At 63.2% G+C, this 15,303-nt stretch carries 11 protein-coding genes and 1 pseudogene; 3 read left to right on the plus strand and 9 right to left on the minus strand.

The window, feature by feature from the left end:
* Positions 1-141: 141 nt before the first annotated feature.
* Together ASD35_RS27135 and ASD35_RS26570 are read right to left on the minus strand one after the other, a co-directional pair.
* A complete protein-coding gene (locus ASD35_RS27135; protein ID WP_157275498.1) occupies positions 142-1,176 on the minus strand; it encodes a hypothetical protein in 1,035 nt (344 codons plus the stop codon).
* A gap of 92 nt (positions 1,177-1,268) precedes the next feature.
* Positions 1,269-4,367: a right-handed parallel beta-helix repeat-containing protein gene (locus tag ASD35_RS26570; protein WP_082580090.1), complete on the minus strand. Its 3,099-nt coding sequence runs from the start codon at positions 4,365-4,367 to the stop codon at positions 1,269-1,271.
* Between the two features lie 335 nt (positions 4,368-4,702).
* On the opposite strand from ASD35_RS26570, the gene ASD35_RS11060 reads away from it, so the two are divergent.
* From ASD35_RS11060 to ASD35_RS11070, 3 genes are all read left to right on the plus strand, one after another.
* Positions 4,703-5,710, plus strand: a complete 1,008-nt coding sequence (locus ASD35_RS11060; RefSeq protein ID WP_056874999.1) for an NAD-dependent epimerase — start codon at positions 4,703-4,705, stop codon at positions 5,708-5,710.
* A 64-nt stretch (positions 5,711-5,774) separates the two neighbouring features.
* Positions 5,775-7,100, plus strand: a complete 1,326-nt coding sequence (locus ASD35_RS11065; protein WP_056875000.1) for a UDP-glucose/GDP-mannose dehydrogenase family protein — start codon at positions 5,775-5,777, stop codon at positions 7,098-7,100.
* A gap of 84 nt (positions 7,101-7,184) precedes the next feature.
* Complete coding sequence (locus ASD35_RS11070; protein WP_056875001.1) at positions 7,185-8,276, plus strand: sugar phosphate nucleotidyltransferase; 1,092 nt, start codon at positions 7,185-7,187, stop codon at positions 8,274-8,276.
* Positions 8,277-8,286: 10 nt separating this feature from the next.
* On the opposite strand, the gene ASD35_RS28010 is transcribed toward ASD35_RS11070, so the two are convergent.
* From ASD35_RS28010 to ASD35_RS11100, 7 genes and pseudogenes are all read right to left on the minus strand, one after another.
* The coding region (locus tag ASD35_RS28010; RefSeq protein ID WP_235538313.1) for a methyl-accepting chemotaxis protein at positions 8,287-8,947 on the minus strand (661 nt) is incomplete at its 5' end.
* Between the two features lies 1 nt (position 8,948).
* Positions 8,949-10,037 (minus strand): annotated as a pseudogene (locus ASD35_RS28015) (MCP four helix bundle domain-containing protein); the annotation flags it as partial.
* A 241-nt stretch (positions 10,038-10,278) separates the two neighbouring features.
* Positions 10,279-10,830, minus strand: a complete 552-nt coding sequence (gene rfbC / locus ASD35_RS11080) for a dTDP-4-dehydrorhamnose 3,5-epimerase (protein ID WP_056875002.1) — start codon at positions 10,828-10,830, stop codon at positions 10,279-10,281.
* Positions 10,831-10,914: 84 nt separating this feature from the next.
* Entirely contained in the window at positions 10,915-11,799 is an 885-nt protein-coding gene (gene rfbA, locus ASD35_RS11085) for a glucose-1-phosphate thymidylyltransferase RfbA (protein ID WP_056875003.1), read from the minus strand.
* 14 nt (positions 11,800-11,813) lie between these two features.
* Positions 11,814-12,695, minus strand: a complete 882-nt coding sequence (gene rfbD, locus ASD35_RS11090; protein WP_056875004.1) for a dTDP-4-dehydrorhamnose reductase — start codon at positions 12,693-12,695, stop codon at positions 11,814-11,816.
* Positions 12,692-13,753 (minus strand): dTDP-glucose 4,6-dehydratase, encoded by a 1,062-nt coding sequence (rfbB, locus tag ASD35_RS11095; RefSeq protein WP_056875005.1) that lies wholly within the window; start codon positions 13,751-13,753, stop codon positions 12,692-12,694. Before rfbB ends, rfbD begins: the two co-directional genes overlap by 4 nt.
* Before the next feature lie 103 nt (positions 13,754-13,856).
* A complete protein-coding gene (locus ASD35_RS11100) occupies positions 13,857-15,302 on the minus strand; it encodes a mannose-1-phosphate guanylyltransferase/mannose-6-phosphate isomerase (protein ID WP_056875006.1) in 1,446 nt (481 codons plus the stop codon).
* Position 15,303: the final 1 nt, after the last annotated feature.

A 15,303-nucleotide genomic window follows, 5' to 3' on the forward strand; every position in this document is an offset into this window, starting at 1 on the left:
GGGGACTTTCTCATGGCTCCATTCTCTAGAGTTGGAGCCTCTGCGAAATCCGGGGCGGTTCACAAGAGCTAGCGCGTTTTAGCTTTAGCGAAACACGGCTCGACCGACGCAGGCACTCTGACGGCATCGCCCCAGAGAAGTTCAAGCACTTCGGGCCGCCGTAAACACGCCTGCCTTCACCGGCTGCTTGCGATGAATCGCTGGAACGAGCGCGACCAGCCCCACAGTCAGCATCCATGCCGTTGGGGGTAGCGGAACAGCGGGGATCGGCACCAATTCGTCACGGCCGAAGACCGTGATTGCGATGTTACTCTGAGCGTATAACGCTCGCGAGGTGCGATCAAATTCAACATTGAAGTAACTGCCGCCGCCAAGCGAGTACGTGTTCTGAAGTATCGTCGTGCCATCCGCATTGCGGACATACTCGTCGATGAGTCGCCCTTCGTCGCGCAAGGCGAACAGGTTGCCGTTCATTGGGTCAATGGCAACGTCATAGACTCGGTAAGAAAGATTCCAGGTGCGCATGAGGGTACCGGTGAGCGAGACTTCATCTACAGCCCCACCAAAGCTCGAGATCAAGAGCGTCCCGTTGGCTGGATCATAGGTCATACCGTCGCCATCAACCCCGTAGTTTGCAGCGTTGAAAGACGAAAGGGCCACGTCGCCTCCGGCGTCAAAATGGACTACGCTCCTCTCGATTTGATCGTAGTGAACACCATCGTACTTGATGGCATAGGCGTAGAAGCTGTTCCCTGCACCAAAAGAAATGCTAGCGAGATTTCCATACGGGCCAGTATCAAACGGTGCACGCGTCGAATGAAGAAGAGCGCCTATAGGTGACAGTATCCATACATTGCTCTGACCGCCGTAACTCAGTGAAGTCAGCACCATATTCCCAGTCATCGGATTCAGCGCAAAGCCAAGCAGGTTGCTCGTATCCTGATCTTGGATAAAGCGAATGTCGAATGTCGTCGATGCGAGGCAAATCGGCGCGTATGCCGCTAGCAAAGCGCAATAAGTTTTGATACATAGCACGGCTTTGGACATGGGTTTTCTCCTGCGGGCGAGAATATAAACATCCGCCGTGGCAACTGCAGAGGTGGCGAGTGGCGGAGCCTCGTCGGCCTGCTTGATAAACCCGATGTCCTGCTCGTTTGTAAATCTGCTCTTGCGCATCGCGCTTTCTCTCGGCTCTGCGCGCGTTGCGCCTTGGTACGGATGGGCGGGTGCAGGTTACGGGAACAATGAACTTGAGCGCGCGTTATTTGTCAGAGGTCAGGCGGCGTGTTGGTGGCCTTGAGGGAAGCCAGGCAGGGCTTAGAAGTCGTGGAGGCATCTGACACAAACCCAAGCCAATGCAGTTTTCGCCATCCCTCATTCTTGAAGCTGAGATTGTCCACCACGGTGGTCGTTCCACCGGCGCGGGTCACCTCAAGCTTCCATTTCCCCGTGCTGTTTAACCCCAGTGAAGTGGTGATCTTGAATTTCGTCAATACTCCGACGGTCATCGGTGCAACGATGGTGCCCCCGATATCTACGCCGTTGGCCGTGATCTGCATCGTAGGCCCGGTGAGATAAGCGGCGGCGTTGTCGCGCCACTCGTTTCGCAGATTGGTGGTCGAATCGATCCTTACCTCGAATTCCACAACGGTCGTGCCGGAAAGGTGCATCAGCTGCGCGTACGCGAATGGTTCGTATCGGTTGGCATAGGTTGCAGCGTCATTGAACACCAGGCATTTGCCTGCTGGCATGTCTGGCCGAGCCTCCACCCTGATGGAGGTGGTGTTATCGCGCGGGATGTAAACCAGATTGCTCGGTCGCGCACCTTCAGCGGCCCCCGCGATATCGGCAACAAACGGAACGATGACTGCGGTCGGAGCATCGTCCACAGGCGGCAGGCCGAGCGACCCAATTCTCGCAGCTTGCTGCGCGCTGTCGGTCGTGCCCGCCCAAGCGGTCGTGGCGCTCGCAATCACGCCGCTAAAAGTGGCATTCGATGAACGTACGTCTGTAGGTTTCGTGCTCGATTGAATAGAAGAACTACTCAATGCGCACCCGGTGCCGCATTTGTCCAAGATCAGTCCCGGTCCGCTGAGTGTAGGCGTCGCTTCATTGGATTTAAACGTTACTCCAGGTGCTTCAGCATATCTATCAAACGGTTGTAGAGTTTTGGGTGCGAGCAAATTGTTGAGTATTGCGAGGTTCGTGCCTGACTCGAAGTTGGTAACGCGAATTTCTGCGGAGTCGCCACCCGACATGATGTTGCTACGCAGGGTGTTATCTTTTCCGTAATGTAAATGGTACGCGCCCGAGTCCGTGCCTAAAATTACATTGTTCTCCATGATGACGCCGGTTGTGCCTTCATCATTATAGATACCCCAAGCGCCGGCGCCGTATCCAATGTAGCCGCGAACCGAGCGAATAACATTATTGGAGATTACCGTGCCCGGAGAGACGCCGAGCGTATAAATCGCCGCCATATCAGATAGCTCGCGTTGGCCAATATTGTAGAGAAGATTTCCTTGAATAATATTTCGCCCGGAACTGGCGGTTTGATATCCCCAGCTCCATCCAACGGAAATTGCCGTATATGACGTATTGTAGACAGTATTGCGCAGGATTTGGTTGTCCCATGTTTGGCCGAGCCAGAGGGCCGCGGCCCCTGGGAATACTTGACCCGTATCAGCCACGACATTGTTGGCAATAATAATGTTGCCGGTGGCGCTGGTGTTCGAAGGAGATTGGTTCGGCAACCCGACTTTGATACCGCCGGCCCCGAGATCACGGAGGTTAGAATTGATAATCTTGGAGTCGCGAACGCTCTCGCGAAGCCAGATGCCCCACCCACCAGTACGGTAGACAGTGCAGCCATCGAATACAACGTCACGAGCCTTATCGATGGTTACTGCGGCGTTGACTGTTAGGGTGCCCTGACCATCCGTAAAGCCTACGTCAGGAGTTAGGTAGCGAGTGTAGCCAAAAGAAATTCCTCTGAAATACAAACTCTGGACGTTTGCGCTCGCTGTTCCGGTGATGACCAGCAGCTTTTCCAGCGTAGGCAATGTAGCCCGGATTGTTGCGCCGGCTTCATCGTTACGGCGGATATACCGGACCATTCCCGCGTCTTGAATCCATTCGCCAGGGGCGTCGAACGCTGCTACCGCGTTCTCGACGTAATAGCGCTGCGAAACGCCAAACTGTAGAAAAGGCCATCTAGCTTTTGGAGCAATTCTCAAGCTGCCCGCTGGCGTGGTTTGAGTCGAAATACGATGGCGCCCGCTTGACCAAGCCTGCATAACTTCGACCACTGCACGCTTCTTGTCTGCAGCGCTCAAGCCCGTAATCCAAGCCAGATCGCTAGCTGCTGGAGCAAACGCTTCGCTACCTTGGCTGCCAGCAACATCCGTGCTGAGCACAACGGGCTTTTGTACGAACCACGCGGAACCCGCGTTCGGCTGGCGGGCGAGGACGGCGCGCCGACCGTTGATAAAGAACTGCCCTCCACCGTTAATGGCGTCGCCATTAACGGGCGTGGCGAAGTCAACGGGAGTTGCCGTCGAGGGTGCGCTCTTGCTTCCCAGGTCGACGGCACCGCTTATCAAAACGGTACCGAGCTGCCGAGCCTCATAGACGACCGGAGCATCTCTTGCACCTCCGTCGGAAGGGCCGAAGTACAAGGTATCAGCGAGCCTGTATTCACCCGGTCCGACAAGGATCCTGACGGGCGCGCGAGGGATCGTGCCGGCCTGCATAGCGACAATCTTTGACCGCACTAGTTGCTGCGCTCGCGCTAGCGTTTTTACGGGGCCACTGTTGCCTGTTGGCGTCTGTGCAGCGCCATTCGCGGCATCGTCGCCAGTCGTTTCCACATAGAACCTCAGTTCGGTCACTGCCGTTTCGGATGCTGTGGCGTTAAGTGAGGCCGTCGTCGAACCGGAAGTTGGGACAGTGCCCAATGTGCCCATTGCTTTGGCGAGCGACGCTGCCATGCTTGCGCCGATCGATACAACAGACGTTCCGTCCGTAATGCCGCTGCCCGCCAACGCTTTTACGTCCGCGGGGGTGGTTGTGATTGGTTGAGTGTTTGTTGCGGCGGGCGAGCCGCCAATCGACGGTATACCAGCAGACGAAGCCTCGGGCGCCGAGGCAGAAGCAGCAGCTGCGCTCGCCTCATTGGCGGGCGCACTTGCGGGCCCCGAGGCGGCTTCCGCAGTCGCAGATGCGGGCGTGGAAGGCGTCTCCGAAGCAAGCGTTCTTTCAGGCGCCTTATCACCGCCGCCACCGCCGCAAGCCACTAGGCAAGCGCTGGTCAGCACCAAGCTTGCCAAGGCAGATGCGCGCGAATGGTGAACGAGAGAGTGCTTCATGTCAGTAACCCTTGGATTGATCGCGGCCTTGACTGCTTGGTCGCGGATGCCTTGAATTTTGGTCACTGCCCGCGGAAACCGCAGTGCGATAACTCTCAGTTAAGTGGTGCTTGGCGTAAGCCATTGCAACAACGGCGCAGGTCGTCTTGCGGTCCTACCGCGATTTGCCAAATTTTGCACGCCGTGTCGGCAAGCGTCCACCGACACCACAAACGTCCGCGGGGATGCATGTCTCGCGCGGTGAGCCAGAATACGTGACCTCTGCTGACCCTCGCAGGGGTCATGACGCCACGCGCCGCCACTGTTTTGAAGCTTAGTCCCATGGGAGATTTGCATTGAGAGTTCTCGTAACCGGCGCGGCCGGCTTCATCGGCATGCACGTCGGCCAGATCCTCCTCGCTCGCGGCGACCAGGTTGTTGGTTTGGACAACCTGAACGACTACTACGACCCGAAGCTCAAGCGTGACCGGCTGGCGCGGCTGACGCCAAATCCAGCGTTCAGTTTCGTGAAGATGGACGTCTCTGACCGCGACGGGATCACCAAGCTCTTTGCGGAGCAGCGCTTCGACCGCGTCGTGCATCTGGCCGCCCAGGCCGGGGTGCGCTACTCCATCGAGAACCCTCACGCCTACATCGACAGCAACATCGTCGGGTTCACCAACATCCTGGAAGGCTGCCGTCACAACGGCGTGCAGCACCTGACTTACGCGTCAAGCTCCAGCGTTTACGGCGGCAACACGTTGATGCCGTTCTCCGAGCATCACAGCGTCGACCACCCGATCAGCTTGTACGCCGCGACGAAGAAGGCCAACGAGCTGATGGCGCACACCTACTCGCACCTGTTCGGCCTGCCGACGACGGGCCTGCGCTTCTTCACCGTCTATGGCCCCTGGGGCCGGCCGGACATGGCGCTCTTCCTGTTCACCAAGGCGATCCTCGAAGGCCGGCCCATCAACGTGTTCAATCACGGCAAGATGATCCGCGACTTCACCTACATCGACGACATCGCCGAAGGCGTCGTCCGCGTGCTGGACCGCACGGCGACGGCCGATGCGGACTACGACCCGAACCAGGCCGACCCGGCGCGTTCGAGTGCCCCGTATCGCGTATTCAACATCGGCAACCACGCGCCCATCCAACTGATGAGCTTCATCGAGGCCATCGAGCAGGCGGTCGGCCGCGAGGCGGTGAAGAACTTCATGCCGATGCAGGACGGCGATGTGCCGGCGACGCACGCCGACGTGGAGGAACTCGCCGCTTGGACAGGCTTCCGCCCCGCCATGCCAGTCCCTGAAGGCATCCAGCGCTTTGTGGCCTGGTATCGGGACTACTACAAGGTGTGACTGCCACGGCCGCTTCCTGCGGGTGCGGTACAAAACGTGTTCAGACCCTGATGAAGGATAAGCAATGAAAGTCACCGCCATAGGCACCGGCTATGTGGGCTTGGTCACGGGTGCTTGCCTGGCCGAGATGGGCAACCATGTGATCTGCCTGGACGTGAATCCCGGGAAGATCCGCATCCTGCAGTCGGGAGAGATCCCCATCCACGAACCCGGGTTGCTGGAGATCGTGCGTCGTAACGTCGCCGCCGGCCGCCTGCAATTCACAACCGATGTCGACCTCGCCGTGCAGCACGGCACGCTGCTTTTCATCGGCGTTGGCACGCCGCCCGACGAGGACGGTTCCGCTGACCTGCAGTACGTCGTCGCAGCGGCCCGCTCGATCGGCCAGCGCATGACGGACTACAAGGTCATCGTCGACAAGAGCACGGTGCCCGTCGGCACGGCCGACAAGGTGCGCGCCGCCGTCAAGGAAGAGCTGGACAAGCGCGGCCTCGGCGACATGGCCTATGCCGTCGTCTCCAACCCGGAGTTCCTGAAGGAGGGCGCCGCGGTCGAGGACTTCATGAAGCCGGATCGCGTCATCGTCGGTTCCGACGATGAGCAGGCCACGCTGCTGATGCGCGCGCTCTATGCGCCCTTCAATCGCACGCAGGACCGCATGCTGGTCATGGACGTCCGCAGTGCGGAGTTCACGAAGTACGCGGCCAACGCGATGCTGGCGACGCGCATCAGCTTCATGAACGAGCTGGCCCTGCTGGCCGAGAAGGTCGGTGCCGACATCGAGCTGGTGCGTCGCGGCATCGGCAGCGACCCGCGCATCGGCTATCAATTCCTCTACGCCGGCGCTGGTTACGGCGGCTCTTGCTTCCCGAAGGACGTCAAGGCGCTGGTGAAGGCCGCCTCGGACGCCGGCATCCCGCTGAAGGTGCTGACCGCCGTTGAGGAGGCCAACGAGCGTCAGAAGCGCGTGCTGGTCGACAAAGTGGTTGCGCGCTTCGGCGACGACCTCAAGGGTCGCCGCTTCGCGATCTGGGGCCTGGCATTCAAGCCCAACACCGACGACATGCGTGAGGCGCCATCGCTCGTCATCATCGACGAGCTGACCCGGCGCGGTGCGACGGTGGCGGCCTATGACCCGGTGTCCATGATCGAGACGGCGCGGGTGCTGGGTGCGCGCGACGACGTGAAGTTGGTGGCACGCGCGGACGACGCGCTGCAGGGTGCCGATGCGCTGCTGATCGTGACGGAGTGGAAGGAGTTCCGCACGCCGGACTTCGATGCGATCAAGGCGAAATTGAAGACGCCGATGGTCCTGGATGGCCGCAACCTCTACGACCCGAAGCTGATGAAGGCGCTGGGGATCGACTACAGCGGCATCGGCCGCGGATAACCGTTCAATGCGTGAGTCTGGCTTGAAGCTTGCTTGACTCGGGATGTCTTTGGCGAAGGTTAGGAAGTACAAGTGGCAAAAGCGATGATTCTGGCGGCCGGCCAGGGGACGCGGGTCCGCCCGCTGACGAAGCACACGCCCAAGCCGATGGTGCCCATCCTGGGCAAGCCGGTGATGGAGTACCTGGTCGAGCATTTGGCGCGTTATGACGTCAAGCAGATCATGGTCAACGTCGCCTTCATGCACTGGAAGATCGAGAACTACTTCGGCGCTGGTCATCGCTGGGGTGTGGAACTTGGCTATTCCTACGAAGGTGTGCGGGAGCAGGGCGAGGTGGTCTGCAAGCCCGTCGGTTCGGCCGGCGGCATGCGCAAGATCCAGGACTTTGGCGGCTTCTTCGATGAAACCTTCATCGTGCTGTGCGGCGATGCGGTGATCGATCTCGACATCGGAGCGGCACTTGCGGAGCACAAGGCGAAGGGCGCCATTGCCAGCGTCGTGACGCTCGACGTGCCGCGTGACCAGACCAAGAACTACGGCATCGTGGTGGCTGAGGCGGACGGCCGGGTGACATCCTTCCAGGAAAAACCCAAGCCCGAAGACGCCAGGAGCACGCTGGCCTCGACGGGCATCTACATCTTCGAACCGGCGGTGCTTGACCTGATCCCGTCCGGCGTCGAGTTTGATATCGGCAGCCAGCTGTTTCCGTTGCTTGTGGAGAAAGGCCTGCCCTTCTTTGCACAGAACCGGCCGTTCAACTGGATCGACATCGGGCGGGTGACGGACTACTGGGCGGTGACGCAGCAGGTGATGGCCGGCGGCGTGGCGCAGATGGACATGCCGGGCCGCGAGGTGCGGCCGCAAGTCTGGGTCGGCCTCAATACTTCGGTGGATTGGGACAAGGTCCAGATCGAAGGGCCGGTCTATATCGGCTCGAATGTGCGCATCGAGCCCGGAGCTCGAGTCGTCGGTCCGACGTGGATCGGGCATGGCTCCCACCTGCGCGCTGGTTCGGTGGTTGAGCGTTCCGTGCTGATCGAGCACACCCGCATTGGCGAAGGCATGACGGTGCGGGAGATGATCATCTCGCCCCAGTACTGTGTCGACCGCAGCGGCCACACGAGCTATGTTGGTGACGAGGTCACCCCGCTCCGGTGGGGCGACGCACGCGCCTAGCCACGAACGCTCAGAAGCTCGTCCAGTCGCCGCCGACGGCTTCGAGTTGGAGCTTGGCGAGGGTGGGAGCGACGGGAGCAGGGGCAGGCTTGAGGCTGGTCTGGCGTGCGGGGCGTGTCGGGCGAGATGCCTGAGCCGGGGCGGGCGCGCGCGCGGCCGCCGGCTGGCTGATGACAGTGCGGGCCGTGGCCTTGCCCTCACCCAGCGAGAACGCAGCCACCGTCTGCACCAGTTGCTGGGCCTGCGTCCTCAAGCTCTCGGCGGCCGAGGCGCTTTCCTCGACCAGCGCGGCGTTCTGCTGCGTCGCATGGTCGAGCTGCGAGACGGCCTGGCCGATCTGTGCGACGCCAGCGCTCTGTTCCAGGCTGGCCGCGCTGATCTCCCCGACGATGTCGCTGACGCGGCGGATCGCGCCGACGACCTGCTGCATCGTCTGGCCCGCGCGGTCGACCAGTTCCCCGCCCTGGCTGACCTGCTCGACGCTCGCGGTGATCAGCGACTTGATCTCCTTGGCGGCCTGCGCGCTGCGCTGGGCGAGGTTGCGCACCTCTCCGGCAACGACTGCGAAGCCACGCCCTTGTTCGCCAGCGCGGGCCGCCTCGACGGCGGCATTCAGCGCCAGGATGTTGGTCTGGAAGGCGATGCCGTCGATGACGCCGATGATGTCGGCGNGCGCTTGGAACTTTCGTCGATGCCCTTCATCGTCGTGACGACGTCCCCGACGACGCTACCGCCACGCTCGGCGATCTGTGAGGCCGACAGCGCGAGTTGGTTCGCCTGCTTGGCGTTGTCCGCGTTGCTGCGCACGGTGCCAGCCAGCTCGTCCATCGTGGCGGCCGTTTCCTCCAATGCGCTGGCCTGTGCTTCGGTCCGCTGGCTGAGGTCGGCATTGCCGGTCGCGATTTCGGCGGAACCGGTGGCGATGGAGTCCGACGCGTCGCGCACCTGTCGAACGATGGATGCGAGGCTGGCCTGCATGGTGCCCAGCGAAGCGAGCACGCTGCCTGTTGCAGCGGCGTTCGCACCTTCGACAGGGCTCAGGTCGCCGCGCGCCACGCGTTGGGCGGTGGCGCCCAGTTCGGCCGGTTCGGCGCCCAGGTCCAGACGCAGCCGGCGCATGATCCCCCACCCGGCCAGCACGGCGGCGATCACGGCCACCGTGCAGGCGGCGAGCAGCAGGTTGCGTTGCAGTGCGTAGTCGTGAGCGGCGGCCTCGATGAGCTGGTTGGCGCGCATCTGCGTGTGCTCGCTGTATGCGCGCGCCGCCTTGATCAGCGCATCGAGCAGCGGGCGGCATTCATTGTTCATCTGGGTCACGGCGGCCTCGGTCTGCTTGCGCACCGCGAGGTCGACGATGGCCACCGCGACAGGGCCGTAGCGCTCCTCGACTTGGGCAATGCCGCCGATCAGCTCGCGGGCCTTCTCGCTCGTGCCTTCGGCCTGGGCCAGGCGGCGCAGCTCCGCCAACTGCTCGCCGACCCGGCGGTGCGCGTCGAGCACCCGCAAGCGCTCGTTTTCGCGGTCGGCGTCGTTCGTCAGCAGTACGAGGTTGCGCGCCGCGATCGCCCGATCATCCACGGCCGCACGCACCTGCATGGCCAGCGTGGCCCGCGCGTTGATGCCGTGCACGTAGTTATCGAACCGCGCGTTGCCGTCCTGCAGGGCCTTGATGGACAAGCCAGCGACCAGCAGCACCAGCAGCGCCAGGCCGCCGAATGCCGTGCCAAGCTTGGCGCGAAGGGTAGTGACTTGAAGCTTCATCGCGGACCTTTAGCGTTGCAGTGCCCTACGCCGACGCTGGCGGGGCACTGGTAAAGGCCCCGGAACCCGGTCAGGGGTTCATCAGCGTCCGAGGCCTATTGATGGCCGCAGTCTAGAAGGTCAAATGCGCGAATTGATAATTTCGGCGGAAGTGATAGATCGCCTGGGCGGCAATTTTGCACTTTCGGCGCTTTTTACTGCAGCTCGCCTGTGCTGCCCTCGCGATGGTCGCGCGGAAAGGTCAATCGAACGTTCTGGCGTCAGCCAGCGGAGGTGCAGTGAGGTCCTTGGCGGACAGCTGCGGCGTGATGCCCTCCAGCGGCCATTCGATGCCGATGCTGGCGTCGTCCCAACGCACGGCGCCCTCACATTCGGGCGCATAACGGCCGCTGGTCTTGTAGAGGAAGTCGGCCGTCTCGCTGACGACGACGAAGCCATGGGCGAAGCCTGGTGGGATCCACAGCTGGCGCTGGTTGTCGGCCGTCAGTTCGAAGCCCACCCAGCGCCCGAAATTCGGGCTGGAACGGCGCATGTCGACAGCGACGTCGAACACGGCACCGGACACGCAGCGGACCAGCTTGCCTTGCGGGTGCGGATCGAGCTGGTAGTGCAGACCGCGCAACACGCCGCGCGACGAGCGGGAATGGTTGTCCTGCACGAAATGCACTTCGCGGCCCAGCGCCGCATTGAAGCGCGCCTCGTTCCAGCTTTCCATGAAGAAGCCGCGAGCGTCGCCGAACACCTTGGGCTCGATCAGCAGGACTTCGGGCAGGGCGGTGGCGGTGACTTGCATCAAAGGCCTCGCTCGCCACCCGTGGGGCCATTGGCGCCTTCGCGAGGGGCAGTAAACGACGTGAACATGGTGACTGTCATGGCTTCAGAAGACCTTCTCGGTCAGCACCTTGAGCAGGTACTGGCCGTAGCCGTTCTTGGCCAGTGGCTTGGCCAGCGCCTCCAGCTGCGCGGCGTCGATCCAGCCGGCCCGATAGGCGATCTCCTCGGGGCAGGCCACCTTGAGGCCCTGGCGCTTTTCCAGCGTCGCGATGAACTGGCCCGCTTCCATCAGGCTGTCATGCGTACCGGTGTCTAGCCAGGCGTAGCCGCGGCCCATGATCTCCACGTTGAGCTGGCCGCGCTTCAGGTACTCGGCGTTGACGTCGGTGATCTCCAACTCGCCTCGCGGACTCGGCTTGATGTTGGCGGCGATGTCGCAGACCTGCTCGTCGTAGAAGTACAGGCCGGTGACGGCGTAGTTGCTTTTGGGGGCCTTTGGCTTTTCTTCGATGGACAACGCGCGCTTGTCGGCGCCGAACTCGACGACGCCATAGCGCTCGGGGTCATGCACGTGGTAGGCGAAGACGCTGGCGCCGCCGTCGCGGGTGGTGGCGTTGCCCAGCAGGCCGGCGAAGTCATGGCCGTAGAAAATGTTGTCGCCCAACACCAGCGCGCTGGGCGCGCCGCCGACGAAGTCGCGGCCGAGGATGAAGGCCTGCGCCAGACCGTCGGGGCTGGGCTGCACGCAATAGCTGATGTTCAGCCCCCAGCGCGCGCCGTCGCCCAGCAGCGCCTCGAAGCGTGGTGTGTCCTGCGGCGTGCTGATCAGGAGGATGTCGCGGATGCCCGCGAGCATCAGCGTGCTCAGCGGGTAATAGACCATCGGCTTGTCGTAGACGGGCAGCAGTTGCTTGCTGACGGCGAGCGTGGCGGGGTGCAGGCGCGTGCCGGACCCGCCGGCGAGGATGATGCCCTTGCGGTTCTTCATGACGGTCGGTCCCTTCAGAGGATTTCTTCAAGCATGCGGTCGACGCCTTGCTGCCACGTCGGCAGCGTCAGGCCGAAGCGCTGCTGCAGCTTGGCGGTGGACATGCGCGAGTTCAGCGGCCGTGTGGCGGGCGTGGGGTAGTCGCTGGTCGGAATGGCGAGGACCTGGTCCGGCGCCACCTTGATGTCCACGCCGCGGCTGCGGGCAAACTCGATGACGTGGCGGGCGTAGGCATGCCAACTGGTCTCGCCGCCCGCCACGGCGTGATAGGTGCCGCTCAGCGCCGGATTCGCCCGCGCCGCGCGCAGCATGTGGGCCGACAGGTCGGCGAGCAGGTCAGCGCCGGTTGGCGCGCCGATCTGGTCGGCAATGACCTTGAGCTGATCGCGTTCGCGCGCCAGGCGCAGCATGGTCTTGGCGAAGTTGCCGCCGCGTGCCGCGTAGACCCAACTGGTGCGCAGGACCAGGTGCTGGCAGCCGCTTGCGCGGATGGCGTCCTCGCCCTCGGATTTGGTGGCGCCATAGACGCTCAGGGGCGCGATGGCGGCTTCCTCATCGCGAGGCCGGTCGCCGCTGCCGTCGAAGACATAGTCGGTCGAGTAGTGAACGAGCAGCGCGCCGGTGCGCCGGGCTTCGATGGCAAGCAGCGCCGGTGCCCGCGCATTGATGGCGCGGGCCGCCTCGACCTCGCTCTCGGCCTTGTCGACGGCCGTGTAGGCCGCCGCATTCACGATCACTTGCGGCGCCACCGCCTGCACGGTCGCGAGCAGCGACTCTGCGTTGGCGAGGTCTGCGCCGCTGTGCCGGTCCAGCGCCACCACGTCGCCGACCACGGCCAGCGACCGCTGCAGCTCCCAGCCGAGCTGGCCGTTCTTGCCGAGCAGCAGAATCTTCATGCCGCGGTGTACTGCTGGCTGATCCAGTCGCGATAGGCACCGCTCTGCACGCGGGCGACCCAGTCCGGATGGTCGAGGTACCACTGCACGGTCTTGCGGATGCCGGTCTGGAAGGTCTCCGCCGGCCGCCAGCCCAGTTCACGCTCGATCTTGCGCGCGTCGATGGCATAGCGGCGGTCGTGGCCGGGGCGGTCCTTCACATAGGTGATGAGGCGCTCGTACTTGCCGGCCGGGTCGGGTCGCAGTTCGTCGAGCAGCGCACAGACGATCTTGACGATGTCGATGTTGGCCTGCTCGTTCCAGCCCCCGATGTTGTAGGTCTCGCCCAGCCGGCCTCCGGCCAGCACGGCGCGGATGCCGCTGCAATGGTCGGTCACGTACAACCAGTCGCGAATCTGCTGGCCGTCGCCGTAGACGGGCAGCGGTTTGCCGGCCAGCGCATTGACGATCATCAGCGGGATCAGCTTCTCAGGAAAGTGATAAGGCCCGTAGTTGTTCGAGCAGTTGGTCGTGACGACCGGCAGGCCATAGGTGTGGTGCCAGGCGCGCACGAGGTGGTCGCTGGCTGCCTTGCTGGCCGAGTAGGGGCTGTTGGGCTCGTAGGGGTTGGTTTCGGCGAACGGCGGGTCGTCGGCCTTCAGCGAGCCGTAGACCTCGTCGGTTGAGACGTGGTGGAAGCGGAAGGCCGCCTTGGCCTCGGCCTCCATCGCCCCCCAATAGGCGCGGGCGGCTTCGAGCAGCGTGAAGGTGCCGTCGACATTGGTCTTCATGAAGGCGCCGGGGCCGCTGATGGAGCGGTCCACATGGCTCTCGGCCGCGAAATGGACGATGGCGCGTGGCTTGTGCGCGGCCAGCAGGCTGTCGACGAGGGCGCGGTCGCAGATGTCGCCCTTGACGAAGACGTGGCGGGCGTCGCCGTCCAGTGATGCGAGATTTTCGAGGTTGCCAGCGTAGGTCAGCGCGTCGAGGTTGACGACGGGCTCGTCGATTTGCGCCAGCCAGTCGAGCACGAAGTTGCTGCCGATGAAGCCGGCGCCGCCGGTGACAAGGATGGTCATGGTGATGTGCGGTCTGAGCGGGACAGTGTCGCGCAACTGCAGCTGGCGCGAGAAACAGAACAGGCCCGAATGATCGGGCCTGTTGCTCGGCGCCTGCCTATCGTCAGGTCCGGCCGTAAGTATCTTCAAAGCGGACGATGTCGTCCTCGCCCAGGTAGGAGCCGGACTGCACCTCGATGATTTCCAGCGGCACCTTGCCGGGGTTGGCCAGGCGGTGGGTCTGGCCCAGCGGGATGTAGGTGCTCTGGTTCTCGGTCAGCAGGATGGTCTTGTCGCCGTTGACGATCTCGGCGGTGCCGCTGACGACGATCCAGTGCTCGGCGCGGTGGTGGTGCATTTGCAGGCTCAGGGACGCGCCTGGCTTGACCATGATGCGCTTGACCTGGAAGCGCTCGCCCTGGTCGATGCTGTCGTACCAGCCCCAGGGGCGGTGGACCTTGCGGTGCAGCGCATGCTCGCCACGCTGGTCGGCGCCAAGGCGGTTGACGATCTGCTTGACTTCCTGACTGCGCGAGCGGTCGCTCACCAGCACGGCATCGGCCGTCTCGACGACGACGATGTCGGTCAGGCCGACGACGCCGACCAGGCGGCTGGTGGCATGCACCAGCGTGTTCTTGCTGTCCGCGAACAGCGCGTCGCCGACGAAGGCATTGCCGCTCTCGTCCTTCTCGGCGACCTGCCACACAGCCTCCCAGGCGCCGAGGTCGTTCCAGCCGGCGTCCAGCGCGACCATGCGCAGCGGGATGTCGGTGCCCGGGCAGCGCTCCATGACAGCGTAGTCGACCGACTCGCTCGGCACGGCGGCGAACTCGGCCTTGCCGGGGCGCACGAACTTGGCGTCGGTCTTGCGAGCCGCCCAGGCGGCGCGGGTGGCTTCGGCGATGTCGGGGCGGAAGCGCTCCAGCGCCTTCATCCAGACGCTGGCACGCAGCACGAACATGCCGCTGTTCCAGTAATAGTCGCCCTCGGCCAGATAGCGCTGGGCGGTTTCCAGATTCGGCTTCTCGACGAACTGGGCGACGCTCAGCCCGCCGGCGTCGGGTTGGGTGCGGATGTAGCCATAGCCCGTTTCGGGACGGTCGGGCGTGATGCCGAGGATGGTGATGGCGCCTTCGGCGGCGATCCGGATCGCCTCCTGCAGTGCGGCCGTGAAGGCCGCACCATCGGTGACGGTCTGGTCGGCCGGCGTGACGACGAGGACGGGGTCATTGCCGCCTTCAAGCGCGGCCAGTGCCGCCAGTGTCAGCGCCGGTGCAGTGTTGCGGCCCAGCGGCTCCAGCAACACACTGGTTGGCTCCTGTTTCGTTTCGCGCAGCTGGTCGAGCACCAGGAAGCGGTGCTCGTCGTTGCCGACGATGCAGGGTCCTGCCAGTTCGAACTCGGGCGAGGCGAGGGCGGCAAGACGCCGGGCGGCCAGTTGGAACAGGCTCTCATTGCCTGACAGCACGAGGAACTGCTTCGGATAACCGGCGCGTGACAGCGGCCAAAGGCGGGTGCCGGAGCCTCCAGCCATGATGACGGGCAGAACGGGGGTCTTGTGGATGGACATG

It is taken from the genome of Pelomonas sp. Root1444, from assembly GCF_001426885.1.
Taxonomy (GTDB): domain Bacteria; phylum Pseudomonadota; class Gammaproteobacteria; order Burkholderiales; family Burkholderiaceae_C; genus Pelomonas.